We start from the raw sequence: 24,784 nt of genomic DNA, 5'->3' as shown, positions 1-24,784 counted from the left end.
GAGACATGGACGGTCTCCCCCGCCACGATCGCGGCTGACAGAGTGCCGCTGATCGTCTGCGCTGCGGTCTTCGTCACAAAGTCGGTGTTGGTCGCTCCGTTCGCTGCCGTGTCCGCGGAGAAGGCTGCCGTGACAATCGTCGTATCCGGCGGAGTGATGTCGGGGGGCACAACCAGCGCGAAGGTCAGCACGGTGCCGTAGTAGGTGCCAACGACGATGTCGAGATCACCGTCGCCGTCGAGGTCGAAGAAGGTCGGGGCAGCGTTCTTGCCGACATCTATGCTGGCAAACGGGTTGTCGGCCATGGCCGTGAACGTCCCGTGGCGGTTCTCGTAGGTAAGGAGCGTTCCTTGAATGTTGCCGACCACCAGATCGAGGTCCCCGTCGCTGTCGAGGTCGACGAAGGCCGGCGAAGTACGACTGTGGAATTCGTTGGCCTGGATTGGGAAGGGATTGACGTCGAAGGCTGCAAAGCTCCCGCCTGTATTTCGATACGGCAGCACAGTCCCGTGGACATTTCCTGCGATGAGATCGAGGTCACCATCCCCGTCCAGGTCGACGAAGGTTGGATTCACTCGAAATCCGGCGTCGATCCCGGCAAACGGATTCGCGGAAAGCGCAGCAAAGACACCGTTAGTGTTGCGGTAGGCCACAATCGTGTGGCTGCCGGTGCCGACCACCATGTCGAGGTCGAGATCGCCATCTAGGTCGACGAAGGCCGGCTTGCTGAACGCGCCGACATCGATCCCGGCGAACGGATTTGCGGTGAATGCGGCGAAACTGCCATTCTGGTTGCGGTACGCAGCCAGAGTGCCGTTGTAGGCGCCGACGACAAGGTCGAGGTCACCGTCTCCATCCAGGTCGGTGAAGGCAGGCGCCGCGTAAAAACCGATATCGATGCTAGCAAATGGATTGTTGGAAGCGGGTGCTAAGGTGACCAGTGACGATGACATGGAAGCTTCGTTTCCCGTGCGAGCAGCCGAAAGCCACAAAACGACGAGGATCCTCGAGCCGCCCAGCCGCTTTCCGGCCCCCGCTACCCCGTAGCGCCTGGTAGCGCCTGGCAGCGTATCTCAGAGTCCCGCCTTCGAGTTGCGGTGAGCGGTAGAGTTTTGCAGATCATGCAAGGTCAAGCGAAGTGTGTGCTGGTTTGCCGGGTAGCGTCTGTCAACGTAGTGAACAATGCCGTTAGGCTTGAGTTGGCCACGGCTCAGATGGCCTTGGGTGGAAGTTGCAGGGTTTGACTGGTGCGTTGCGGGTTAGGGTCGAAACCCATTCATGGCTAGGAATCGGTGCTGGGTTTCTGATTCACGCGGACCGGCGCAGCTTGGATGGGAACGATGGCGTCGGAGTCTTGGCTCGACGATGCCGCATGGGCAGCGATCGAGCCCTTGTTGCCGAGGAACCAGCCCGGCGCCCGGCGTATGGACGATCGCCGCGTCATCAGTGGGATCGTGCACGTGCTGCGCTCGGGCTGTGGATGCGCATCTCCAACGCGCTGGCGGACGCGCGTCCCGCCGACGTGGCGATGATCGACAGTTCCGCCGTAAAGGCGCAGCGCGCCTCGGCGGGGGGAAAGGGGGGGGGCTGCGGCCCAGGCAATCGGCCGCTCGCGCGGCGGCCGCACGACAAAGATCCACGCCATAGCCGACGGTCAGGGACGACCCCGAGCATTCCTGCTCAGCCCCGGCAACGTCGTCGACATCACTGTCGCGCCGGACCTGCTGCGCCTGGCCCCGCCGTGCCGTGTCTTCCTGGGAGACCAGGGCTACGACGCTCGCGCCCTAAGCGAACAGGCCGCCCTCGGCGGCGCGCTCATCGTCATCCCAAATCAGCCGACACGCAAGCACCCAGCCCCCTTCGACGCCAGCCGCTACGGCGCCCGGAACGCCATCGAGCGCATGTTCTTTCGCCTGAAGGATTTCAGGCGCATCGCAACCCGCTACGATCGCCTCGCCCGCAACTTCGCATCCGCCGTCGCGCTCGTCGCCGCCATCACCTGATGGACCTGATTGAGTCCCGACCCTGGCTACCCCACCGCGCGGGCCGGCAGCGCGGCGACGGGCTGCTGTTCCGCGATGGCGTCGCAGGCTTCCCGCGCCGCCTGCATCACGCGCTCCGCCAGCAGGCCGCGCGTGGCGGCGGGGGCGTTGGCGATGGGCGCGGCGATGCCGATGCTGCCCAGCACGCCGCGATCCGCGTTGAACAGCGGTGCGGCGATGCCGATGATGCCCGGCATGAATTCGGACTGCGTCACGCAATGCCCGGCATCGCGGATCGCGCGCAGCGTCGCGCGGAAGCTCTCCCAATCCGCGCCCAGCCCGGCGGCGGCGATGGCGGCGCGATGGCGGCCGAACAGGGCGCGCAGCTGGTGCGGCGGCAGATGCGCCAGGATCACCTTGCTGGCGGCGCCGGCGAAGAGCGGCCGGCGCATGCCGCGGCTGAACAGCCCCTCCGGCGCGCCGGGGGCGGGGGCATCGCCCACGCACATCACCGTGTCGCTGAACAGCAGGCAGAGCAGCCCGGTATGCCCCGTCTCCGCCGCCAGGCGCTGCATCGGCGGCGCCCCGCCCGCCGTGACCGGGTCGCAATGCCGCATGGTGCGGTCCAACTCGATGATCCGCGGCCCCAGCATCCAGGCCCCGCCTGCCACCGGCGTCAGCAGCCCCGCCGCCTGCAACGCCTTGATGTAGCGGTAGCAGGTGGAGCGCGAGGTGCCGGAATGGCGGATCAACGCCTCCGTCGACCAGGCGGGGGCGGTGGTGGTGAAGACGTCGAGCAACCCCAGCATCTTTTCGAGGCTGCTGGCGCTGCGCGCATCTTCCGAAGGAAATCCCGTCATGCTGGACAATCCGAAAGGGCGTGGATAGCGTCGGCCCATCTTGGGGAGAAAACGACCATTCTCGCGAAGCGTATAGCGCGGACGCGCGCGGCCGCGCAGGGGCCGGAGTGCGCCGCATGGTGAGGGGGCGGATGACCATCCTCTCGGCGGCGGAACGGCCCTATTGCGCCACGCTGCTGGCGGGCTTCGCCGCCCGGCATCCGGCGGTGGAGGTCGATTTCGTCTTCGGCATCTCCACCGCGCTGCACCAGCGCTATCTGGCCGAATGGGGCGCTGGCGGCGTCATGCCGGACCTTTACTGGTCCAGCGCCATGGACCAGCTGATGGGCCTGGTGCTGGACGGCCATGCGGAGCCGCATGGCGTGGCGCATGCCCTGCCGGCCGGCTGCGACTGGCGCGGCCTGGCGCTGGCGACGACGCGGGAGCCCGTTTTCTCCCTGTTGCGCGGCCCGGCCGCCCCGGCGGGGACCTTCGGGGAGATCGCGGCGCTGATCGGTGCCGATCCCGCGCGCTTCGCCGGCCAGGTCGCCATGCCGGATATCGAGGCGAATGGGCTGGGCTTCCTGGCCCTGCTGGAGGCCAGCCTGAACGATCCCGGCTTCGAGGCCGGGCTGGATGCGCTGGCCGCCTGCCGCCCGGCGCTGGGGGGCTCCGCGCCGTCCCTGGTCAATCATGGCGGGCAGCTCGCGATCCATGTGCTCGGCGCCTATGCGCTGCGGGCGGAAGCGGCCGGCCAGGCCGTGATCGCGCCCTCCGCCGCGCCGGCGCCGGCGGTGGCGCGGCTGGCCTTCATCCCGAAGCGGGCCGCCAACCCCGAAGCCGCCAGTGCCTTCCTGGCGCATCTGGTGTCCGCGGAAGGCCAGGCCGCGCTGGCGGAGGGCGGCTTCTGGCCCGTGATGCAGCCGCCGCCGCGGCCGATCGCGCCCATCGCGCTGGATGATGATGTTACGCGACTGCTGGACCCTGCCCGCCGCGCGCGCCTGCTGGCACGCTGGCGGCAGGCCATCGGCCGCCAACCGGGAGGAACAGAAGAATGAACCGCCGCACCCTGCTGCCGCTGCTGGCGGCGCCCTTCCTGCCCCGCCTGGCGCTGGCGCAATCCGGCTGGCCGGCCCGGCCGATCCGCATCATCGTCCCCTTCGCGCCGGGGTCCTTCACCGATGCCTCCGCCCGCCTGGTGGGGCAGGAGCTGACGGAACAACTCGGCCAGCAGGTGGTGGTGGAGAACCGCGGCGGCGCGGGCGGGACGCTGGGCGCCACCGCCGCGGCACGCTCCGCCCCGGATGGGCTGACCTTGCTGCTGACGGATAATTCGCTGGCCATGTCGGTTGGCCTCTATCCCGCGCTGCCCTATGACCCGCTGGTGGACCTCGTTCAGGTCAGCCGGATCGCCGACAGCCCCTCCATCCTGCTGGTGAAGCCCAGCCTCGGCGCGAGGACGGTGGCGGAGGTGGTGGCCATGGCGCGGGCGCGGCCCGGCGAACTCTCCTTCGGCTCCGGCGGCCAGGGGTCCTCGGCGCATCTGGCGATGGAGTTGCTGCTGAACGTGACGGGCACGCGGATGCTGCACGTGCCCTATCGCGGCGTCGCCGCCGCGATCGCGGAGGTGATCGGCGGGCGCGTCGACATGGCCATTGCGAGCCTCGCCTCCGGCGTCGCGCATGTGCGGCAGGGCACGCTGCTCGGCCTCGGTGTCAGTGGCGAACGTCGCGCGGCCGCGCTGCCGGAGGTGCCGACCTTCATCGAGGCCGGCGTGCCGCGCTACGACATGAGCTACTGGTGGGGCATCGCGGCGCCGAAGGGGACGCCGACGGAAATCGTCGCGCGCCTCAATGCGGAGATCGCGACCGCGCTGCGCAAGCCGCGCCTGGTGGAGGCCTTCGCCGCCGCCGGCGCCACGCCCGTCCACTCCACGCCCGAGCAGATGCAGGCGCATCTGGCGCGGGAGGTGCCGCTGTGGAAGGACGTCATCACCCGCGCCAATGTAAGGCCCGAATAGGAATCCCATGACGCTCGACCACAAGGCGGAAGGCCCGCCTGCCTTCCGCGCGCCGCCGCTGTCCTGCGACGCGCATTTCCATGTGTTCGGCGCGGAGGGGCAGTACCCCTACGCGTCGGAGGAACCGCTGCGCTACAAGCCGCCGCAGGCGCCGCTGGCGGATTATCTCGACCTCGCCGCGCATCTCGGCATGGAGCGTTTCGTCTTCGTCCAGCCCAGCGCCTATGGCCGCGACAATGCCTGCATGCTGGATGCGATGAAGGAAGTGGGCATCGCGCGCTGCCGCGGCATCGTCGATGTGGAGGAGGATGTGCCGGATTCCGTGCTGGCCGAGATGGACGCGATCGGCGTGCGCGGCGTGCGGATCAACTATTCGCCCGTGAAGCCGCGCATCGATGGCTTCTCCCGCCAGATGCTGCCGCGCATCCGGCGGCTGGAGGCGCGCTGCCGCGAGCTGGGCTGGCACCTGGATTTCCTCGGCCCGGGCTGGCTGACGGCGGAATTGCTGCCGGTGCTGGCCAGCCTGACGGTGCCCTTCAGCGTCGCGCATATGGGCATGTTTCTCGCCTCCGACGGCCCGGATCAGCCGGGCTTTCGCGCGTTCATCGACGTGCTGAAGCGCGACGAGGTGCAGGGCTACGCCAAGTTCACCGGCACCTACCGCATGGCGACGCCGCCGGATTACGCGGACGCGGCGCCGATGGCGCGCGCGCTGGTCGAAGCCGTGCCCGACCGCATCATCTGGGGCAGCGACTACCCGCACCTGTCCTTCGCGCATCTTGTCGGTTCCGTGCAGCTGTTCAACCTGCTGGGCGACTGGGCGGACGGGGCGGCGCGGCAGAAGATCCTGGTGGAGAATCCGGCGCGGCTGTTCGGGTTCTGATCGGCCCGGGGGGAGCGCTGCTCCCCCCGATACCCCCCTCGCCAGGGTCCAGCCGGACCCTGGACCGGGAGCAATTGACGATGGTCCAGGAGGCTCTGCCTCCTGGCGGATAGGGTCAGGGAAAGGCGGCGCCTTTCCCTGAATCGCCCGCGCCACCAACCCCAGGACTCGCGCCCATGCCCGACACGCCCCGCCACGATCCGGCCGCCCTGATCGCCTTCGCGACCGCGCTCTGCGAGGCCGCGGGCCTCGACGCCGACAAGGCCGGCGCCGTCGCGCGCACGCTGGTCGAGTCCGACCTGCTCGGCCATGTCACGCATGGCCTGGCGCTGCTGCCGAAATACCTCGATGACCTCGAAGCCGGGACCATGCGGAAGGAGGGCGGGCCGGAGGTGGTGCGGGACCTCGGCGCCTGCGTCACCTGGAACGGCCGGCGCCTGCCGGGGGCCTGGCTCGTGCACCGGGCGCTGGATTTGGCGCTGGAGCGTGTCGGCACCTACGGCACCGTCACCATCGCCATCGGCGACAGCCACCATATCGGCTGCCTCGCCGCCTATCTGACGCGCGCGACCGATGCGGGGTGCATGCTGGTGCTGAACTCCTCCGCGCCCGGGGCGAAGGCCGTGGCGCCGCATGGCGCGCGGCAGGCGGTGCTCTCTCCCGATCCGGTGGCGGCCGGTTTCCCCACGGGCGGCGATCCCGTGATGCTCGATGTCAGCGCCTCCATCACCACCATCAACATGGCCAACACGCTGCTCCGGCAGGGCAGGCGCTACCCGGCGCCGTGGCTCCAGGATACTGAAGGAAATCCCTCCGACGATCCCGCCGTGCTGTCCGCCGGCGGCAGCCTGCTGCCCGCCGGCGGCTTTGACCACGGGCAGAAGGGCTACGCCTGGGCCCTGATGAACGAGGCCCTGACCCAGGGCCTGTCCGGCTATGGCCGCGCCGACGCACCGAAGGGCCAGACGGCCAGCGTGCTGCTGCAACTCATCGACCCCAACGCCTTCGCGGGCATCGACGCCTTCACGCGGCAGACCGGCCACACCGCCGCCGCCTGCCGCGCCGCCACGCCGCGCCCCGGCATCGCCAAGGTCCGCCTTCCCGGCGAATCCGGCCTCGCTCACCGCCGCGATGCGGTGGCGCAGGGCCTGCGCCTGGCCCCCGGCATCCTGGCTGCGCTGGAAGGCCCGGCTGGCAAGCTGGGCGTGGCGATGCCACAAGCCCAAGGCTGACCATCCTGTCCTGACCTTTCGCGGAGCGACCCCACCTCATGGCCCTCGACCACACCGCCAGCGGCGTCTACGTCATCGCCCCCACCCCCTTCCACGATGACGGCCGCGTGGATGAGGCCAGCACGGACCGGATGACGGACTTCTTCATGGAAGCCGGCGCCACCGGCATCACCGTCCTCGGCGTGATGGGGGAGGCACCCAAGCTCGACCAGGCGGAGGCGCTGTCCATCGCGACGCGCATGATCAAGCGCGCCTCCATCCCCATCGTCGTCGGCGTCTCCGCCCCCGGCTTCGCCGCCATGCGCGCGCTGGCGCGCGGATCGATGGATGCCGGCGCCGCGGGCGTGATGATCGCGCCGCCCAACACGCTGCGCACCGACGACCAGATCGTCACCTACTACCGACAGGCGGTGGAGGCGATCGGCGCGGATGTCCCCTTCGTGCTGCAGGATTATCCGCTGCTGTTCCAGGTGCAGATGACGCCGGGTGTCATCAAGCGGATCGTCACCGACAACCCCTCCTGCGTCATGCTGAAGGCCGAGGATTGGCCGGGGCTGGAAAAGATCTCCACGCTGCGCGCCTGGCAGGCGGAGGGATCGCTGCGGCCGATCTCCATCCTCTGCGGCAATGGCGGCCTCTTCATCGACTTCGAGGTCGAGCGCGGCGCGGACGGCGCCATGACGGGCTACGCCTTCCCCGATATGCTGGTGGAGGTCGTGGGCAAGCTCCAGGCCGGGCAGCGCGACTCGGCGCATGACCTGTTCGACGCCCACCTGCCGCTGATCCGGTATGAGCAGCAATTCGGCCTCGGCCTGGCGGTGCGGAAATACGTGATGAAGCGCCGCGGCATCATCGCCAGCGACGCACAGCGCAAGCCGGGCGGGATGCTCTCGGCGAAGGCGGTGGCGGAGGTGGAATACCTGCTGGGGCGCCTCGCGCAGCACGACCCGCGCGCCAAGGTGTGACGCCAGCGGCCGCAGGACGCCACCTGCGGCCGGCAAAGCCGGCCGAGGCCGCGCCCGGCGATTGAGGGCATGAAAAGTGCGAGGCGCTGCCTCGCGCTCCGCCGGGGGGCGTGGCGCCCCCCGGACCCCGCCTCTACCGGCGCGGGGCGGCGCGCTGGTAGCCCTGGGGAACCTCGAAGCGGGAGGGGTCCTGGGGGGCGTAGGACACCTGGGTGGCCTCCATGCCGCCGGACTGGCCGGCGAAACTGCCCTGGCTGCGCAGCATGATGCCATCGGCGGTCATGCAGAGGCGGCCCTCATCCGCGCCGGACTGGTAGCGCCAGATCGTGCAGGCCGTGCCGGCCACGCGGTCCGAACCCTCCCGCACGAAACGCGCATCGAGCGGCGCGCCCACCTGCCGGTTCAGCACCTGCGCCGGCATGTCCATCACCCGCCGCGCCTCCTCCATCACGATGAAGCCGCTGGGCGGCGTGGTACCGTGATTGGCGACGGACCAGCCCACGCCCGGCATCTCCATCCGCACCATCTTCCGCGCGGCGAGCCAGGCCATGGTGATGGTCACCTGGTCGGCACCACCCGTGCCGCGATAGGTGATGGCGACATCGCGCGACGGGACCAGCAGCGGCGCCTGCTGCGCGGCAGCGGGGTTGGCGGCGAGCAGCGCCACGATGACCAGCCCGCGCATGACTACTTCGTCACGGCGCCGGCCGGGGGACGCCCCATCGGCATCTGGCCGCCGCCCGGGACCTGCATGCTCTGGTAGCCCTGCGGGCGCGCGAAGCGGGCGGGATCCTGCGCGCCGAAGGCCACCTGCGTCGCCTCCATCCCGCCGGACTGGCCCTGGCTGCCACCCTGTGCGCGCAGCATCACCCCCTCATTCGTCACGCAGGCCGTGCCGTTGTTGCCGCGATCCTCGAAGCTCCAGACGGTGCAGGCGATGCCAGCCACGGTGTCCGTGCCGGTGCGGCGATAGGTGGCGCTCTCGGTGGGGCCGTATTGCTGCAGGGCCTGCTGCATCGGCACATCCATGATCATCCGCGCCTGCTCCACCACCATGAAGCCGCGCTGGTTGCGGTGGTCCGCGATCATGTAGCCAATGCCCGCCATGTCCATCCGCATGGTCTGCGCCGCCGCCAGCCAGGCGATGGTGAGGGATTGCATGGGCCCGGCCTGCCGCGCCTGCGAGCCCGTGATGCGATAGGTCACGGCGACATCGCGCGTCGGGTAAAGCGCGGGCCGATCCTGCGCCAGCGCCGGCAGGGCGCAGAGGCTGAGCAGGGCAGCGAGCAGCGGGCGGCGCATGGCGGTGTTTCCCGGTCCGATCAGGGCGGCACCGTCGGCCCGGCCACCCGGGGGGTCAAGCGCGCCGCGTTTCGGCCTGTTTCACCACCCCGTGTCGTGGCGATATCATCGCCCGCATGGCCCCATCCCCGATCACGCGGCTGCGACGCATCTGCCTGGCCCTTCCCGACGCCGAGGAGATCGAGACCTGGGAGACGCCGACCTTCCGCATCCGCGGCAAGATCTTCGCCCTGGTGCAGGACGATGCCGTCTGGCTGAAGGCCCCGAAGGGCAGCCAGGAGATCCTGCTGGAAGCGGCCCCCGACCGCTTCTTCCGCCCCCCCTATCTCGGCCACAAGGGATGGGTCGGCATGCGGCTGGCGGGCGCGGTGGATTGGGCGGAGGTCACGGCCCTGGTCCGGCGCAGCTTCTCCCTCGTCGCCCCGCGGCGCATCGCGGCCACCGTCGCGCAGGATCGGGCGGCGTCCGCCGTCTGAGGGCAGCGGGCCGCGTCAGATTCTGAACGCCCGTCCGATACTCTTGCCGACGCTGTTCGCGACGCTGCTCGCGGTATTGGCGACGCTGCTCGCGGCGTTGGTGACGGTGCTGGCCGCCTGGGTCGCGGTGGAGGCGGCCGCAGCCACCACGCGCTGCGCCTCCGCCGCCGCCGCGGCTGCCACGCGTTGCGCTTCCGTCGCAGCCGCGGCCGCCACGCGTTCGGCTTCCGCGGCGGCCTCGGCCGCCGCGCGCTCTGCCGCACGCTCCGCCGCGACGATCCGCTGCGCCGTCTGGATCACCGCCTCGCTGGCACCGCTGGTCAGTTCACGATGGGCCGCTTCCGCCGCGCGCAGCGTCGCCTGCGTGTTCTCGGCCGCCGCCGCCGCCGCGCCGATGGCGGCGTAGGCCTGCTCGACCGCGGCTTCGCTGCGCTCGATCCTGGCCCGTATGATATCGCCCATGGCGCGGGCCATCGGGCCGGCCATCCGGGTCATGCTGTCCGCCTGCTCCTTCAGCGTGTCCAGGCGCCTCTCCGCCGCCTCCGCGGCGACCCCCGCTTGCAGCACGCCCGCCTCCGCCGCCTGGGCGCCCTCCCGCGCTGCCGCGACCGCGTTCTCCGCCGCGATCAGGGCGCGCGCCTGGGCGATGACGGCCGCCTCCGTGGCCGCCTCCGCCACGGCATTGCCATCCACGGTCCCGCTGACGCCGATATTGACGCCGCCGATGCCGAGCGCGATTTCGCCGCTGACGCCCAGCGTCACCTGGCCGTCCTGGTAGCCGGCCGCGGCCTGCGCGCCGACACCCGCCGAGCCCGGATCGACATAGCCCGCGCTGACGGTGCCGGAACCCTGCTGCCCGCCGATCGACGCCGCCGCCGTCACGGAGGCATAGGCACCGACCGAGACATCCGCGCTGGTCTGGACGCCGCGCGACCCGATCGCCACCGCCGCCTCGCCCATCGCCCTGACGCCGACCTCGGTGGTGGTGGAGGTCGTGGCCGTGGTGCCGTGGCCCAGATCATGCGCGGTGGAGACCCGCACCGACACCGTGCCGCCGATGCCGGCCATGGCGCCGGAGGCGATGCCGTTCACGCCGGCCTCCGCCGTCACCTGCGCCCCGGCGGCGGCCGCCAGCGTCACGCTGGTGGTGACGTTGCCTTCGGTCACGCTGCCGCTGGCAATGGCACCGGCCCCGGCGCCGGCCCCGGCGCTGGCGCCGGTCGGAGTCACCTGGTAGCCCGCCGCCGCGCCCCAGCCCGCGTCGGCCTGCAGCGTCACGCCGTTCACGACGATGCTGGAGGAGACCTGGTCGCCGGCGGCGACGCGGCCGGCGGCGACCGTCGGGCTGGACAGGCGGGCGCCGGCCTGCACCTCCGTCTCCTCATCGTCAGCGGTCTGCGGGGTGGCGACGGTGGCCCCGGTGCCGCCGGCGACGGCGGCGAGGGAGGCATCGTCGAGGGTGGTCCAGGGGCGGCCATGAATCTGCGTCATGACCCCTTCCTGCCGCTGAAGGGTTTACGGAGTTGCCAATGGCGGCGGGCGGCGTGCCCGGCCGCATCCCGATCGCGTCGATGTGAAGGGATGAGGCCTGGTCCGGCCCATCACGGCCGGATGCGCCCGGCCACCACCAGCGCATCGCCCTGCCGCCGCAGCACCACCCCTTCGCCAGAGGCCGGCACGATGCCGGTCAGGGCGGTGATGTTGACCTGGTGCGTGCTGACGAACAGCGCGCCGGGCCCCGGCCAGCCGAGCAGGATGGCCCGCGCCATGGCGGTCTGCGGGGCGGCGGTGCTGCGGTCCGCGAAGAAGGAGTTGAAGGCGGGCGCTGCCTGGACGCGGCCGGGGAAGGCGAGTTCGGCCGTCTCCGTGGTGCGGCACCATTCGGAGGCCAGCACCGCCCCCACGGCGATGCCGGCGCCGCGCAGCGCATTGCCGATGCGCCGCGCCTGCGCGCGGCCGGTGTCGTCCAGGTTGCGCTGCGTCGCGCAATCACCCAGGCGGAAGCCGGGCGGGTCCCCGCCCCCGGGGGCGATGGCGTGGCGGAACAGGACGATGCCGCCCTCCCGCAACGCCTGCCAGGCCGCCTCCTCCGCCGCCGCGGGAAGGGGCAGGGCGAGGAGGAGGAACGGAAGGGCGCGGCGGGGCGTCATGGCGCCCCGGACATGGCCGCGCGCGCCGGTTCCGGAAGACCCTAATCCCTGGGCCCCGGCGCCAGCACTTCCCGCTTGCCGACATGGTTGGCGGCGCCCACCACGCCCTGCTTCTCCATCTGCTCGATCAGCTTGGCGGCGCGGTTGTAGCCGATGTTGAGGTGGCGCTGGACGAAGCTGGTGCTGGCCTTGCCCTCCCGCGTCACCAGCGCGACGGCCTGGTCATACAGCGAGCCTTCCGCATCGGTATTGCCGCCCAGCAGGCCCGGCGGGCCATCGCCATCGCCATCCTCCTCGACCTCGGTCACTTCCTCGATGTAGTGCGGCTCCCCCTGGTCGCGCAGGAAGGCAACGACATCCTCCACCTCCTGGTCGGAGACGAAGGGGCCGTGCACGCGGCTGATGCGGCCGCCGCCGGCCATGTAGAGCATGTCGCCCTGGCCCAGCAGCTGCTCCGCGCCCATCTCCCCCAGGATCGTCCGGCTGTCGATCTTCGACGTGACCTGGAAGCTGATGCGCGTCGGGAAGTTCGCCTTGATGGTGCCGGTGATGACATCGACCGAGGGGCGCTGCGTCGCCATGATCACATGGATGCCGGCGGCGCGCGCCATCTGCGCCAGGCGCTGCACCGCGGCCTCGATATCCTTGCCCGCGACCATCATCAGGTCCGCGACCTCGTCGATGATGACGACGATCATGGGCAGCGGTTCGAGGGCGAGGGGCTGGTCCTCGAAGAGCGGCTTGTTGGTCTCCGGGTCGAAGCCGACCTGCACGCGGCGCGTCAGCACCTCGCCCCGCGCCCGGGCCGCCACCGCCTTCTCATTGTAGCCGGCGATGTTGCGCACGCCGAGCTGCGACATGGCGCGGTAGCGGCGCTCCATCTCCCTGACCGTCCACTTCAGCGCGCCGATCGCCTTGGGCGGCTCCGTGACGACGGGTGCCAGCAGATGCGGGATCCGGTCATAGACGGACAGTTCCAGCATCTTCGGGTCGATCATGATGAAGCGGCACTCATCCGGGCTGTGCCGGTAGAGCAGCGACAGGATCATGGTGTTGACGGCAACCGACTTGCCCGACCCGGTGGTGCCCGCGATCAGCAGATGCGGCATGCGGGCGAGGTCGGCGATCACCGGCGCGCCGCCGATATCCTTGCCGAGCGCCAGGTTGAGCTTGCCGTTATTGCGCGCCCAATCCTCCGCGCCCAGCAATTCGGACAGCAGCACCGTCTCCCGCCGGGCGTTCGGCATCTCGATGCCGATGACGTTGCGGCCGGGCACCGTCGCGATGCGGACGGCGGTGACGGACATGGACCGCGCGATATCGTCGGCGAGGCCGATGACGCGGGCCGATTTCGTGCCGGGCGCGGGTTCGAGTTCGTAGAGGGTGACGACCGGGCCGGGGCGGATCTGGTTGATCTGGCCGCGGACGCCGTAATCCTCCAGCACCGTCTCCAGCATCCGCGCATTGCCCTGCAGCGCTTCCTCCGAAGGCCCCGTCGCGCGGCGGGTGGGGGGGGCGGTCAGCAGGGACAGCGGCGGGAAGCGCCAGGTGCCGTCGGGCAGGTCGAGGCTGCCCTGCCGGGCGTTCGGCGCCGGCTTCGGCGCGGGGGCGCGTTCGGCGACCTTCGGCACCATCGCCTTGGGGCGCGGCGGCTCCACCGGCGGCGGCACGGGGGCGGGGGGCGCATGCGCCTCCGGCGCGGGTGGCGGTTCGAAGGCGCGGGGCCGGGCCGGCGTGTCCAGCACGGGTTCGCGCCGGCGGATGGTGGTGCCGGGGGCGACGCCCTGCTCCGCGGCCTCATCCGCGTTGCGCAGCATTTCCGCCAGCGGCGTCTCCCGTTCCCGCCGCCGGCGGATGGCGCCGCCGATGGCGCGGAAGGGCCAGGTGAGGGTGCGAACGAGGAGGCCGGGCGGCACCTGTTCGCCCACCTTGCGCGCGCCGGCGGCGGCGGTGCGGGCGGCGCCCAGCGTGGCCTGGCCGGCGCCGGCCGCGGCGGTGGCGGCGACGCTGCCGGCCGCCGATCCCGCCCGGCGCCATTCGCCGAGCGTCAGCGCCAGCGCCACGAAGGTGAAGAGCGCGGTGAAGCCCGCCAGCACGAGATGGGCGATGCCGGCACCCACCGGGCCGAGCAGGTCACCCAGCAGCCCGAGCACGGCATCCGCGACCACCGGCCCCGCGGCGCCGCCGGGGCCCGCATGGACGGGCGCGGCATCCGGCAGGGGCAGCAGGGTCAGCGTCGCGGCCAGCATCGGCAGGGCGGCCAGCAGGCAGGCGAGGCGCAGCGCGAAGGGGTTCAGCCCCTTATGGACCGCCAGGCGCCAGGCCCAGGTCATCATGCAGGCCACCGGCAGGAAGGCGGCATAGCCGAAGCCCTGCAGCAGGATGTCCGCGACATGCGCGCCGGGCGCGCCGACCAGATTGCCCACCGGGCGGCTGGTGGCGGTGGAGAAGGAGGGATCGGCCGGGTCATAGGTGCCGAGCGCCAGCCCCGTCACCAGCCCGGTGATGACCAGCACCAGGCCGAGCAGCTCCGCCAGCCGCCGCCGGATGAGGGCCTTGACGGCGGGGGAGGCGAAGCGGCGGCCGGCGGCGGCGATCCGGTCGCCCACGGCCGGAGGAGTGGCGGTGCGCGGCATCAACGTCTTGTCCTGAACCCAGGACGCAACTCTACACCGGAAGTGCCTCGGATTGCACGGTCTTGCTTCCGGGTGCGGGGTGTGCGGGGGCGGCGGGGGCGGTCCCAGGCGCCGAACGGCGACAGCCGCCTATGCGGCGAGCCAAGCGCGCGCCCGGCGACTGAGGGCCAGAATCAGGCGGCCAGCGCCGCATCCCGCGTCGCGACGAGGGCGGAGAGCATGGCGTTGGCCTGCTTCACCGCGGCGGGCTCGCTGGCATCCACATCGGCCACCTGCTCCTCCGCCGCGCCGACGCCGGCATCGAGCTGTTCGCGCAGCGTCTCCAGCGAGGCCGCGAGGTCGAACTTCTCATCCGCCTCCGCCAGCAGCCGCCATTCCGCGATGATCACATCGACCTCCCGCGCCATGCGGCCGGGCGCGACGCCGCGGCCGGCCAAAGCGAGAAGGCGTTGAAGGGCCGCGTCGATCGGGCGCGGCGCGCGGGCCTTGCGGGCTGCCATGGGATTCTGTCCTGCGGATTCGCAGACCCAGTAGCATGTTCGCGCTTCGTTCGCAAATACCGCGAATCGGGGGGGTGGGCCACCCCCCGTCGCGCCCTCAGCGGGCCGGGCCGATGCCCGACAGCCGCACCAGCTCCACCCCCGCGGCGCGTTCGCGGGTGATGATCTCCGCGAATTCGGCTGGCGTGTTGCCGACACCGTTGAAGAAGTTCGGCGCCAGGATTCGGGCGCGGAAATCCTCGTTGGTCACCACGGCCCGCACCGCGCGGGCCATCGCATCCTGGATCGCGGCGGGCAGGTTCGGCGGCCCGGACAGGCCCCACCAGGCGCCGCCATAGGGGTAGTCGTAGCCGAGTTCGCGCATGGATGGCGTGTCCGGCAGTTCCGGATGCCGCGTCGCCCCCAGCATCGCCAGCGGCCGCAGCCGCCCCGCGCGGATCTGCGGCATGGCGAGCGCGAGGGCGGAGTAGCTGAACTGCACGCGGTCGGCGACCGTCTCCCGGATCGCGTCGCCGATGCCGCGGAAGGGCACGTGTTCCATCGCGATGCCCTCCTTCGCCTTCAGCCATTCATAGAGCAGCTGCTGCGCGGAGCCGACGCCGGAGGAGCCGTAGTTCACGTCCCGCCGCCCGCGCGCCCAGGCCACCGCGTCCTTCAGCGTGCCCGGCGGCACGCCGGGGGAGGAGACGAGGACGGAGGGCGCGGTGGCGAGCTGCGTGACCGGCACGATGGAGGCGAAGCGGGCGAACAGCTCCGGCTCCGCATGCGGCATCGTCGTCATCACCTCGATGTTCACGGCGCAGAAGGTGGTGCCGTCCGGCGCCGCCTGGGCGCAGGCTTCCAGCCCGATCACGCTGTTGCCGCCGGCGCGGTTCTCCACCACCACGGGCTGGCCGAGATCCTGGCGCAGCCCCTCCGCGATGGCGCGCACCAGGATGTCGAGGTTCCCGCCGGGGGGCTGGGGCACGATGATGCGCATCGGCCGGCGCGGCCAGTCGGACTGCGCCAGCGCCGGCAGGCCGGGCAGCGTGGCCATGGCCGCCAGCATCGTGCGGCGGGTGAGGGTTGCGCGGTTTCGCGTCATTGGATGGTCCTCCCTTGCTGGACTGGATTCAGGTTTCGTCGGCGACGGTATTGGTCAGCAGGCCGACGCCCTCGATCTCCACATCGACGACGTCGCCGGGCTTGATCCAGAGGGGCGGCGTGCGCTTGGCGCCGACGCCGCCCGGCGTGCCGGTGGCGATGACGTCGCCGGGCTCCAGCCGCGTGAAGGTGGAGCAGTAGGCGATCTGCGTCGGGATATCGAACAGCATTTCCTCCAGCTTCGCGTCCTGGACCACCTGGCCGTTGACGCGGGTCTGCAGGCGCTGGGGGCCGATGGGGCCGAGTTCGTCGGGCGTCACCATCCAGGGGCCGAAGGGGCCGGTGCCGACAAAATTCTTGCCGGGCGTGAACTGGTGGGTGTGGCGCTGCCAGTCGCGCACGCTGCCATCATTGTAGCAGGCATAGCCGGCCACCTGCGCGAAGGCGTCGTCCTTCGACACATGGCGGCAGGAGGTGCCGATGATGACGGCCAACTCGCCTTCGTAGTCGAAATCGGTGGACACCTTCGGCCGCACCAGCGGTGCGAGGTGCCCGACCTGGCTGTTGGCGAAGCGCGTGAAGATGGTGGGGTTGCCGACGACGCTGCGCCCCGTCTCCTTCCGGTGCTCCTCATAGTTCAGCCCGATGCAGAGAATTTTCTCCGGATTGGGAATCACGGGCAGCCATTCGATCGCGTCCAGCGCGATGGTCGGCGCCCCCGCGGCCGCATCGCGCGCGGCATCCAGCGCGCCAGCCGCGATCGCCGACTTCAAATCCAGCAACTGGGGCAGAACCGCGCCGACATCATGGATGACGCCATCGCCGACAACGCCCCAGCTGGTGCGGCCCTGATGGCGGAAGGTGGCGAGCTTCATGCGATTTCCTTCACGGGATGCAGAACGGCCGACAGCGCCGCGCGCAGATGGTTGAGCGTTGCCGCATCGGCGGCGACGCCATGGACGTAGTGGTCGGGCCGGATGATCGCGGCGCGCACGCCATGGCGCGCGAACCAGGCGGCGACGATGCCGTCGCGTTCCTCCAGCCCCGGGCCTTCCGCGCCGGATGCCTTGATGCGGGTGGCGCCCGGCCATTCATCGATCGAGACGACGCGCCAGCCATGGCCGATGACGCGGTCCATCAGCACCCAGTCATCGCCCTGCCGGATGAAGGGCTGCGGGAAGAGCGTGCCCTGGGCGGGGTGCGGGGGATCGGCCAGGAAGCCGGTCTCCAGCGGGGGCACGATCTCCTGCCGCGTCACCACGGGCGGCCTGCCGCCGCCCTGCGCGATCAGCCCCGCATCGCGCAGGGCGGCCGCTTCGGGATCGCGTTGGCAGATCTGCTGGCCGATCTTCTTGATGCGCGCGGTGAGCGTGCGGACATGCTGCGCGCGTTCCGTCGCGTAGCTGTCGAGCAGCGCGGGCGCCGCGCCATCCCGCACCGCCGCGAGCTTCCAGACGAGGTTGGAGACATCCCGCAGCCCCTGGCACATGCCCTGGCCGATGAAGGGCGGCTGCTGGTGCGCGGCGTCGCCGGCGAGGAAGACGCGCCCCTGCCGCCACTCTGCCGCGACCAGCGCGTGGAAGCGGTAGCTGGCCGCGCGCCACAGCGTGGCATCGCCGGGGGAGAGCCAGCGCGCCAGCAGCGCCCAGACCGCGTCCGGCTCCTGCATCGCCCTTGGGTCCTCGCCCGGGTTCAGCATGATCTCGAAGCGGCGATGGTTGTTCGGTCCCACGATGTAGGTGATGGGGCGCGCAGGGTCGCAGAACTGCGCGGCATTCTGCGGCAGTTTCCGCAATCCGCTCTGCTCGACGAGGAGGTCCACGACCAGCCAGGGCTCGTCGAAGACCAGGTCCTCGAAGCCGATGCCGAGCGCGTTGCGGGTGAAGCTGGACGCGCCATCGCAGGCGATGACGGTGTCCGCCGTGACGGTGCGCTCGCCCGCCGCATCCCGCAGGCGCAGCGTGACGCGATCCGCATCCTGGCTGATGCCGACGAGCGCCGTGCCGAGTTCGACCGTGACGCCCGGCATCGCCGCGGCATGGGCCCGCAGCAGCGCCTCCACCGGCGGCTGGGTGAAGACCATGGTCGGCGTGAAGCCAAGCGGATAGGGCGCGGGCACCATGTCGATGCGCCGGATCAGCTGGCCCTGCGCGCCGAAATGCTCGCTGGCCGGAAAGGGCGCGGTGTGCGGCAGGACCGCCTCGGCCACGCCGAGATTGTCCAGCATCCGCATGATCTCATGGTCGATCGCGATGGCGCGAGGCTTGTCATAGACCGCCGTCGCACGGTCGATCGCCAGCGTGCTGAACCCCTGCTGGCCCAGCAGCGCGGTGGCGACGGCGCCGGAGGGGCCGAAGCCGATGACGACAACATCGTGATGCATGGGCGTGGTCACGCGAAGCGGATGGCGAGCTGGGCCTTCTTCGTCGCCTCCGGCTTGGGCGGCGCGATGCCCCACTGGTCCGTGCGGCCGGGCGGCCAGGTCCAGTGGGACGGGCCGCGCGCGACATGGTCGTCCCCCACCTGCTCCACCTCCGCCGTGTATTCGATGACGATGCCGAAGGGATCGATGAAATAGGCGAAGACATTGTCGCCCGGCCCGTGGCGCCCGACGCCCCAGGCCAGCGGGAACCCCGCATCGATCATGCGCCCCGATCCGCGCATGACGCATTCCCAGCCCGGCATGTTGAAGGCGACGTGGTTGAGGCCGTCGAGCGGCGCCTCCGCCAGCACCACCGCATGGTGGTCGCTGTTGCAGCGTTCGAAGGCCATCAGCTTCGACCGATCCGCGAGCCTGAAGCCGAGCCCGGCTTCGAAGAAGCGCGCGGTCGCGTCCACGTCGCGGCAGTTCAGGTTCACATGCGCCAGCCGGTCCGGCGTGTCGCGGGATGGCGCATCGGGCGCGCGACGCTCATCGCCGGCGACCAGGCGGAAGACGAAGCCCGACGGATCGCGCAGCGTGCAGGCCATGCCGCCGCCCGGCTCCTCCAGCGTGGCCGGCGCGGCCAGCACGGAGGCCCCCTCCGCCAGCGCCATGCCGAACACCTGGTGCAGCGCGCCCGCATCCGCCGCGCGGAAGGTGACGGACCGGATCGCCGCCTGGGCGCCGGGATGCAGCGCCAGCACGTGATGGTCATCGCCCGTGGCGTGCAGCCACACCGATCCGCCGCCCCGCGCCGCGACCTTCAGGCCCCAGATGGTGGTGTAGAAGCGCTCCGCCATCGCGAGGTCCGGCACCAGCAGATCCACGCTGCGCAGCGCCGTCACCGGGAATCCGCTCATCGGCCGCTCCATCCGCCCGGCGCCTGGGGCACCGGGTTCCAACCCTTGTTGCCCGATGGTTGGTGCATATTGCGCCGGAAGTAAACCCCAATGTATATATTTAGCCGACACGGAGCCCTTTGTATGTCATGTCAGCAGGAGCGGCCGCGGTGAGCGCCTCACGCGGCGTGACCCACGCCACCAGCGTCTATGAACGCATCCGCGCCGACATCCTCGGCGGGCGGCTGCTGCCGGGCCGGCGCCTCGCCATCAAGGCGATGATGGAGAGCTACGAGATCGGCCAGACCCCGCTGCGGGAGGCGCTGAACCGCCTGGCCGCGGATGGCCTCGTCTCCGCGGAGGACCAGCGCGGCTTCACCGTCCCCGGCATCAGCGTCGACGAATTGATGGAGCTGACGCGCACGCGCTGCTGGCTGGAGGAGCGCGCCTTGCGCGAGTCGATGGCGGCCGCCACCCCGGCCTGGGAGGAAGCGGTGCTGCTGGCCGGCCATCGCCTGTCCCGCACCCCCCGCGGGCCGGATGACCCGAATTGGGAGGCGCGGCACCGCGACTTCCACCGCACGCTGGTGGGGCATTGCGGATCGCGCTGGCTCATCGGCTTCTGCGACCAGCTGACGGACCGCCACCAGCGCTACCGCAAGCTGGCCGCCATCCGCGCCTTCCCGATGCGGGATGTGGAAGCCGAGCACCGCGCCATCCAGGACGCGGTGCTGGCACGGGATGCGGATGGGGCGGTGGCCTTGCTGACCGCGCACTACACCGCCACCGCCCGCATCATCCTGGAGGATGAGTCGATCTTCCCGAAGCGGGACTGACCGCGCCGCCCTTGCCACCGCCGTCCCCAGGCTGTTCAACCCGCCCTGACCATTTTTGCGGCGCAGCATGCAACCCGTCATCGGTATCGACTTCGGCACCACCAACAGCGTCGTCACCGCGCTCCGGCCGGATGGCACCGCGACGGTGCTGCGCCACGCGACGGATGACGTCTTCCGCTCCGTCCTCTGCTTCTGGGCGGATGGCGCCGGCGTCACGCGGCATGCGGCGGGGCCGAGGGGGATCGAGGCCTATCTCGAGGATCCGCTCGACAGCCGCCTCATCATGTCGATGAAGAGCTACCTGGCGCAGAAGAGCTTCCAGGAGACACGCATCTTCGGCCGCGCCTATGGGCTGGAGGGGCTGGTGGCGCTGTTCCTGCGCGACCTGCTGGAGCCTTTCGCGGCGGACCTCGCCGGCGCGCGCATCGTCGTCGGCCGGCCCGTTCGCTTCGTGGGCGACAGTGCCGATGACGCGCTGGGGGAGGCGCGGCTGCGCGCCGCCTTCGCCGCGGCGGGGCTGCCCGATGTGCAAGTGGCGCTGGAACCGGCCGCGGCGGGCCAGCGCTTCGCCGCCGGGCTCGACCATCCCGCCACCGTGCTGGTCGCGGATTTCGGCGGCGGCACCAGCGACTTCTCCCTGCTGCGCTTCGACCCCGGCCCGCCCGCGCGCGTCACCGCGCTGGGCCATGCGGGCGTCGGCGTGGCGGGCGATGCCTTCGACTATCGCATCATCGACAACGTGATCTCCCCGCTGCTCGGCAAGGGCGGCACCTATCGCGTCATGGGCAAGCCGCTGCCGATCCCGCCGGCCTGGTTCAGCAGCTTCGCCCGCTGGCACCTGCTGTCCCTGATGCGCGCGCCGAAGACGATGCGCGACATCGCGGAGGTGATGCGCACCGCGGAGCATCCCGAGCAGCTGGAGAACCTGGTCCGCCTGGTGAAGGACGAGGCCGGCTACGCGCTGTATCGCGCCGTCTCCGCCGCCAAGGCCGCGCTCTCGGCATCGGAGGAGGTGGTCCTGCGCTTCAGCCACGAGGATCTCGCCATCGCCGCCCCCATCAGGCGCGCGGATTTCGAGGGCTGGATCGCGCCCGAGCTGGCCCGCATCGCCGCGGCCGTCGATGCCGCGCTGACCGATGCGAAGGTCGAGGCCGGTGCGGTGGACCGCGTCTTCCTGACCGGCGGCACATCCCTGGTGCCGGCGGTGAGGGCCCTGTTCGCCGCGCGCTTCGGGGCGGAAAAGCTCGTCACCGGCGGCGAATTCGTCTCGGTGGCGGAGGGGCTGGCGCTGCTGGGGCGAGACGCCGCCTGACCGCCGCGGTCAGCCGACCTCCGCCAGGAAGGCGTCCACCAGCGCGTTGAACGCGGCCGGGTGTTCGAAATAGGCGGAATGGCCCGCGACCGGGATGCTCGCCACCCGCGCGCCCGGGATCAACGGCGCCATCGCCGCGCCGGCGAAGGGGGGCAGCACCACGTCATCACCGCCCGGCAGGAACAGCACGGGGCAACCCGCGGCGGCGAGGTCCGCGGGGTGGCGCCGGCGCTGGTCATAAAGCCGCTTCCGCACGGCTTCCTTGTCCAGCCCCACGCTGAGCGCATCGATCTGCGAATACAGGTGGTGCAGCGCCGGGCGCTGTTCCGCCATGGCGGCGCCGCCGGCGGCCAGGATGTTGCGCGATGCCAGTCCGGCGCGGGTATCCGCGTGCTGCGCGTTCCAGGCTTCCAGCCGCGCGCGCGTCGCCTCATCCACCTGCCGGGCATCGAGGGAGCCGGTGGTGGCCGCCAGCACCAGCGCCTTCACGCGGCCGGGGCGCAGCAGCGCGTATTCCACGCCGGTCCAGCCGCCCATGGACTGGCAGACCAGGCGGATATCGCCGAGGCCGAGTTCATCCACCAGCGCCGCCAGATCCGCCGCGTAATCCTTCGGGTCCGGCCCGCCTTCGGGGGCGGAGGAGGGGAAGAAGCCGCGATGGCTGAAGGCCACGCAGGTATAGCGCGGCGCGAAATGCGCGACCTGCTGCCACCAGGACATCAGCCCGCCGCCCAGGCCATGGGCGAAGACCAAGGCGGGGCCGGTGCCCGTCACCTCATAGGCGATGCGGCAATCCGGGCGGACAAGCACGCCGCGGCGGCGGGGGGGTGCGGTGAAGGTCATGGCGGGCTCCTGGGCGTCCTGCGCCCAGCCTAGCCCGCGCGGCCCTTGGCCGGAATTGCATGCGCTGGACCCACCATTGCATGCAGCATAACCAAGGTGTAATCGATCCGCGTCCAGGATCGAACCGCATGTCCCTCACCGGCCAGGCCGCGCGCGCGTTGATCGAATTGCGCGCCCGCATCTTCACCGGCCGCCTGCGCGCCGGCGACCGCCTGGCGGAGATCCCGCTGGCGGAGGCGCTCGGCATGTCCCGCACCCCCATCCGGCTCGCGCTCTCCGCCCTGCAGGCCGAGGGGCTCGCCGTGCCCGCGCCGGGCGGCGGCTTCGCCGTGCGCGCCTTCACGGTGCGGGAGGTGGATGACGCGGTCGCGCTGCGCGGGCAGCTGGAGGGCATGGCCGCGCGGCTGGTCGCGGAACACGGCGTCTCCCGCGGCCTGGCGCGGCGGCTGCATGAGGCGCTGGACCAGGGCGATGCGGCGCTGGCGCGCGGCGTGCTGGATGAGGAAGCGCTCGACGCCTACAGCGGCATGAACACCGCGCTGCACGCCGCCATCGCGGAGGCCGCCGGCAACGAACCGCTGCGGCGCGCGATCGCGGCGGTGGAGGCGCTGCCCTTCGCCAGCGCCTCCGCTCTGGTGCCCAGCCCGCGCAGCGCGCCGCAGCGCCACCGCCTGCTGACCTTCGCCCACCAGCAGCACCATCTGCTGGTGGAGGCGCTGGAAGCCGGGCAGGGGATGCGGGCGGAGGCGCTGGCGCGGGAGCATGCCGACAACGCCCGGCGCAATTTGCGCCTGATCCTCGATTCCGGGGAGGCCGAGGGCCTGGCCGCCCTGATCGCCTTCAAGGACCCGGTCGCGTGAGGGATCGCGCGATGTCCGCCTGCCTCCATCCCCGCGCGGTCGCCCGCTGCATGCAATGGCATGCAGTGCCCATGACCGCCCCGGCCCCTTTCCACCCCTGAACGAAGGAAACGCCATGCCTGGCCAGGTTCCCCCCTTCCGCGCCGACCATGTCGGCAGCCTGCTGCGCCCGATGGAGCTGCGCGAGGCCCGCGCTGCCCGCGCCGCCGGCACGATGACGGCGGAAGCGCTGCGGGCGATCGAGGATCGCTGCATCATCGATGTCGTCGCGCAGCAGAAGGCGATCGGCCTGAAGGCCGTGACGGATGGCGAATTCCGCCGCGCCTTCTGGCATTTCGACTTCCTCGCCAGGCTCGGCGGCGTGGACATGTACGAAAGCGACCAGGGAATCCAGTTCAAGGGCGGCCAGACCAAGGCCTATGGCCTCAAGGTCACGGACCGCATCAGCTACAAGCCGCATCCCTTCGTGCAGGATTTCGCCTTCCTCGCGCGGAATGCGCAGGGCGCCGTGCCGAAGATCACGATCCCGTCCCCGTCGGTCCTGCATTTCCGCGGTGGCCGCCGCGCGGTGGACAGCCACACCTATCCGGAGATGGACGGCTTCTTCGCCGATCTCGGCGATGCCTATGCCGCCGCCGTCGCGGATTTCGCCGGCGTGGGCTGCCGCTACCTGCAGCTCGATGAGGTGAACATCGCCTATCTCTGCGATCCCGAGCAGATCGCGGGCCTCAAGGCGCGAGGCGAGGAGACGGAGGGCTTGCTTGGCAAGTATGCCACGCTGATCAACCGCGCCATCGATGCCCGGCCGAAGGACATGGTGGTGTCCATGCATCTCTGCCGCGGCAATTTCCGGTCCATGCACATCGCGTCGGGCGGCTATGACCCGGTGGCGGAGGTGCTGTTCAACGGCATCAATGTCGACGCCTATTTCATGGAATATGACGACGAGCGGTCCGGCAGCTTCGCCCCGCTGCGCTTCCTGCCGAAGGGGAAGACTGTCGTGCTCGGCCTCGTCACCTCCAAGCGCGGCGACCTGGAGACGAAGGAGTTGTTGAAGCGCCGGCTGGATGAGGCCGCGAAGTATGCGCCGCTCGACCAGTTGGCCATCAGCCCGCAATGCGGCTTCGCCTCCACCGAGGAGGGCAACACGCTGACGGTGGAGGAGCAGTGGGCGAAGCTGTCCCGTTGCGTCGAGGTGGCGCAGGACGTCTGGCAGAGCCTGTAACCGAAGATGGTCCAGGGGGGTCTCCCCCATACGCGCTAAAATAGGTCTTGCCCCGACGCGGTTGGATCTGATTCTGGGGGCGGATGTCCGATCCGACCCCTGCCCTGCACGATCAGTTTCCGGAGTTGCTGGCGCGTCTCCCGCCGGGTCTCGACCTCGACGCGCTGGCGCTGGAGACGAAGGCGATCCAGCGGCGGCGCGAGGTGGTGGATGGCGCCGGCTTGCTGCGGATCGCGCTCGCCCGCGGCCCGGGCGGGCTGTCGTTGCGGCAGACGGCGGCGTGGGCGGCGCTGCGGGGGATCGCCGAGCTCAGCAATCCCGGCGTCAAGTACCGGCTGAACCAGGCGGCGGGCTTCCTCGCCGCGCTGGTGGCGCGGCT

At 71.0% G+C, this 24,784-nt stretch carries 23 protein-coding genes and 2 pseudogenes; 12 read left to right on the top strand and 13 right to left on the bottom strand.

Going from position 1 to position 24,784, the window contains the following annotated elements:
- Positions 1 to 953, bottom strand: a 953-nt coding sequence (locus BM041_RS29050; protein ID WP_175534245.1) for an FG-GAP-like repeat-containing protein, incomplete at its 3' end; no start/stop codon positions are given.
- A gap of 387 nt (positions 954 to 1,340) precedes the next feature.
- Between BM041_RS29050 and BM041_RS29045 the strand changes: the two are divergent.
- Positions 1,341 to 2,003, top strand: a pseudogene (locus BM041_RS29045) (IS5 family transposase).
- Positions 2,004 to 2,029: 26 nt separating this feature from the next.
- Here the strand turns inward: BM041_RS29045 and BM041_RS29040 are convergent.
- Positions 2,030 to 2,842 (bottom strand): IclR family transcriptional regulator, encoded by an 813-nt coding sequence (locus BM041_RS29040; RefSeq protein WP_175534244.1) that lies wholly within the window; start codon positions 2,840 to 2,842, stop codon positions 2,030 to 2,032.
- A gap of 131 nt (positions 2,843 to 2,973) precedes the next feature.
- Between BM041_RS29040 and BM041_RS29035 the strand changes: the two genes are divergently transcribed.
- The 5 genes from BM041_RS29035 to BM041_RS29015 all read left to right on the top strand — a co-directional run bounded on the left by BM041_RS29035 (position 2,974) and on the right by BM041_RS29015 (position 7,921).
- Positions 2,974 to 3,879, top strand: a complete 906-nt coding sequence (locus BM041_RS29035) for a substrate-binding domain-containing protein (RefSeq protein WP_175534243.1) — start codon at positions 2,974 to 2,976, stop codon at positions 3,877 to 3,879.
- Positions 3,876 to 4,841, top strand: a complete 966-nt coding sequence (locus tag BM041_RS29030) for a tripartite tricarboxylate transporter substrate-binding protein (protein WP_092963485.1) — start codon at positions 3,876 to 3,878, stop codon at positions 4,839 to 4,841. The genes BM041_RS29035 and BM041_RS29030 overlap by 4 nt, the downstream gene beginning before the upstream one ends.
- A gap of 7 nt (positions 4,842 to 4,848) precedes the next feature.
- On the top strand, positions 4,849 to 5,724 hold the full coding sequence (locus tag BM041_RS29025) for an amidohydrolase family protein (protein ID WP_092963483.1): 876 nt from the start codon (positions 4,849 to 4,851) through the stop codon (positions 5,722 to 5,724).
- Between the two features lie 176 nt (positions 5,725 to 5,900).
- The gene (locus BM041_RS29020; protein ID WP_092963481.1) at positions 5,901 to 6,956 is read left to right on the top strand and encodes an Ldh family oxidoreductase; all 1,056 of its coding nucleotides are present in this window, start codon (positions 5,901 to 5,903) and stop codon (positions 6,954 to 6,956) included.
- Between the two features lie 38 nt (positions 6,957 to 6,994).
- Entirely contained in the window at positions 6,995 to 7,921 is a 927-nt protein-coding gene (locus BM041_RS29015) for a dihydrodipicolinate synthase family protein (RefSeq protein ID WP_092963479.1), read from the top strand.
- A gap of 133 nt (positions 7,922 to 8,054) precedes the next feature.
- On the opposite strand, the gene BM041_RS29010 is transcribed toward BM041_RS29015, so the two are convergent.
- Complete coding sequence (locus BM041_RS29010) at positions 8,055 to 8,606, bottom strand: hypothetical protein (protein ID WP_092963477.1); 552 nt, start codon at positions 8,604 to 8,606, stop codon at positions 8,055 to 8,057.
- A 2-nt stretch (positions 8,607 to 8,608) separates the two neighbouring features.
- Positions 8,609 to 9,223 (bottom strand): DUF4412 domain-containing protein, encoded by a 615-nt coding sequence (locus BM041_RS29005; protein WP_092963475.1) that lies wholly within the window; start codon positions 9,221 to 9,223, stop codon positions 8,609 to 8,611.
- Positions 9,224 to 9,339: 116 nt separating this feature from the next.
- On the opposite strand from BM041_RS29005, the gene BM041_RS29000 reads away from it, so the two are divergent.
- The gene (locus tag BM041_RS29000; RefSeq protein ID WP_092963473.1) at positions 9,340 to 9,699 is read left to right on the top strand and encodes an MmcQ/YjbR family DNA-binding protein; all 360 of its coding nucleotides are present in this window, start codon (positions 9,340 to 9,342) and stop codon (positions 9,697 to 9,699) included.
- A 15-nt stretch (positions 9,700 to 9,714) separates the two neighbouring features.
- On the opposite strand, the gene BM041_RS28995 is transcribed toward BM041_RS29000, so the two are convergent.
- The 8 genes from BM041_RS28995 to BM041_RS28960 form a co-directional block, all read right to left on the bottom strand.
- On the bottom strand, positions 9,715 to 11,190 hold the full coding sequence (locus BM041_RS28995; RefSeq protein ID WP_092963471.1) for a hypothetical protein: 1,476 nt from the start codon (positions 11,188 to 11,190) through the stop codon (positions 9,715 to 9,717).
- A gap of 110 nt (positions 11,191 to 11,300) precedes the next feature.
- The gene (locus tag BM041_RS28990; protein WP_092963469.1) at positions 11,301 to 11,849 is read right to left on the bottom strand and encodes a histidine phosphatase family protein; all 549 of its coding nucleotides are present in this window, start codon (positions 11,847 to 11,849) and stop codon (positions 11,301 to 11,303) included.
- A gap of 41 nt (positions 11,850 to 11,890) precedes the next feature.
- Positions 11,891 to 14,485, bottom strand: a complete 2,595-nt coding sequence (locus tag BM041_RS28985) for a DNA translocase FtsK (protein WP_092963467.1) — start codon at positions 14,483 to 14,485, stop codon at positions 11,891 to 11,893.
- A 173-nt stretch (positions 14,486 to 14,658) separates the two neighbouring features.
- Positions 14,659 to 14,985 (bottom strand): hypothetical protein, encoded by a 327-nt coding sequence (locus BM041_RS28980; RefSeq protein WP_092963465.1) that lies wholly within the window; start codon positions 14,983 to 14,985, stop codon positions 14,659 to 14,661.
- Between the two features lie 97 nt (positions 14,986 to 15,082).
- The gene (locus tag BM041_RS28975) at positions 15,083 to 16,069 is read right to left on the bottom strand and encodes a Bug family tripartite tricarboxylate transporter substrate binding protein (protein WP_092963463.1); all 987 of its coding nucleotides are present in this window, start codon (positions 16,067 to 16,069) and stop codon (positions 15,083 to 15,085) included.
- Positions 16,070 to 16,097: 28 nt separating this feature from the next.
- The gene (locus BM041_RS28970) at positions 16,098 to 16,943 is read right to left on the bottom strand and encodes a fumarylacetoacetate hydrolase family protein (protein WP_092963461.1); all 846 of its coding nucleotides are present in this window, start codon (positions 16,941 to 16,943) and stop codon (positions 16,098 to 16,100) included.
- Entirely contained in the window at positions 16,940 to 18,451 is a 1,512-nt protein-coding gene (locus BM041_RS28965; RefSeq protein ID WP_092963491.1) for a bifunctional 3-(3-hydroxy-phenyl)propionate/3-hydroxycinnamic acid hydroxylase, read from the bottom strand. Before BM041_RS28965 ends, BM041_RS28970 begins: the two co-directional genes overlap by 4 nt.
- Positions 18,452 to 18,459: 8 nt before the next feature.
- A complete protein-coding gene (locus BM041_RS28960; RefSeq protein ID WP_092963459.1) occupies positions 18,460 to 19,350 on the bottom strand; it encodes a VOC family protein in 891 nt (296 codons plus the stop codon).
- Between the two features lie 149 nt (positions 19,351 to 19,499).
- On the opposite strand from BM041_RS28960, the gene BM041_RS28955 reads away from it, so the two are divergent.
- Entirely contained in the window at positions 19,500 to 20,165 is a 666-nt protein-coding gene (locus BM041_RS28955) for a GntR family transcriptional regulator (RefSeq protein WP_245762310.1), read from the top strand.
- Positions 20,166 to 20,232: 67 nt separating this feature from the next.
- The gene (locus BM041_RS28950; RefSeq protein ID WP_092963455.1) at positions 20,233 to 21,477 is read left to right on the top strand and encodes an Hsp70 family protein; all 1,245 of its coding nucleotides are present in this window, start codon (positions 20,233 to 20,235) and stop codon (positions 21,475 to 21,477) included.
- A 9-nt stretch (positions 21,478 to 21,486) separates the two neighbouring features.
- Here the strand turns inward: BM041_RS28950 and BM041_RS28945 are convergent, their stop codons facing one another.
- Positions 21,487 to 22,320 (bottom strand): alpha/beta fold hydrolase, encoded by an 834-nt coding sequence (locus BM041_RS28945; RefSeq protein WP_092963453.1) that lies wholly within the window; start codon positions 22,318 to 22,320, stop codon positions 21,487 to 21,489.
- Between the two features lie 128 nt (positions 22,321 to 22,448).
- Between BM041_RS28945 and BM041_RS28940 the strand changes: the two genes are divergently transcribed.
- The 3 genes and pseudogenes from BM041_RS28940 to BM041_RS28930 form a co-directional block, all read left to right on the top strand.
- The gene (locus BM041_RS28940) at positions 22,449 to 23,180 is read left to right on the top strand and encodes a GntR family transcriptional regulator (protein ID WP_175534242.1); all 732 of its coding nucleotides are present in this window, start codon (positions 22,449 to 22,451) and stop codon (positions 23,178 to 23,180) included.
- A gap of 115 nt (positions 23,181 to 23,295) precedes the next feature.
- On the top strand, positions 23,296 to 24,405 hold the full coding sequence (locus tag BM041_RS28935) for a 5-methyltetrahydropteroyltriglutamate--homocysteine S-methyltransferase (RefSeq protein ID WP_092963449.1): 1,110 nt from the start codon (positions 23,296 to 23,298) through the stop codon (positions 24,403 to 24,405).
- Between the two features lie 83 nt (positions 24,406 to 24,488).
- Positions 24,489 to 24,784, top strand: a pseudogene (locus tag BM041_RS28930) (IS4 family transposase); the annotation flags it as partial.

The organism is Falsiroseomonas stagni DSM 19981, assembly GCF_900114315.1.
GTDB classification, from domain to species: domain Bacteria; phylum Pseudomonadota; class Alphaproteobacteria; order Acetobacterales; family Acetobacteraceae; genus Falsiroseomonas; species Falsiroseomonas stagni.
This window is presented reverse-complemented; position numbering and strand designations above follow the sequence as displayed.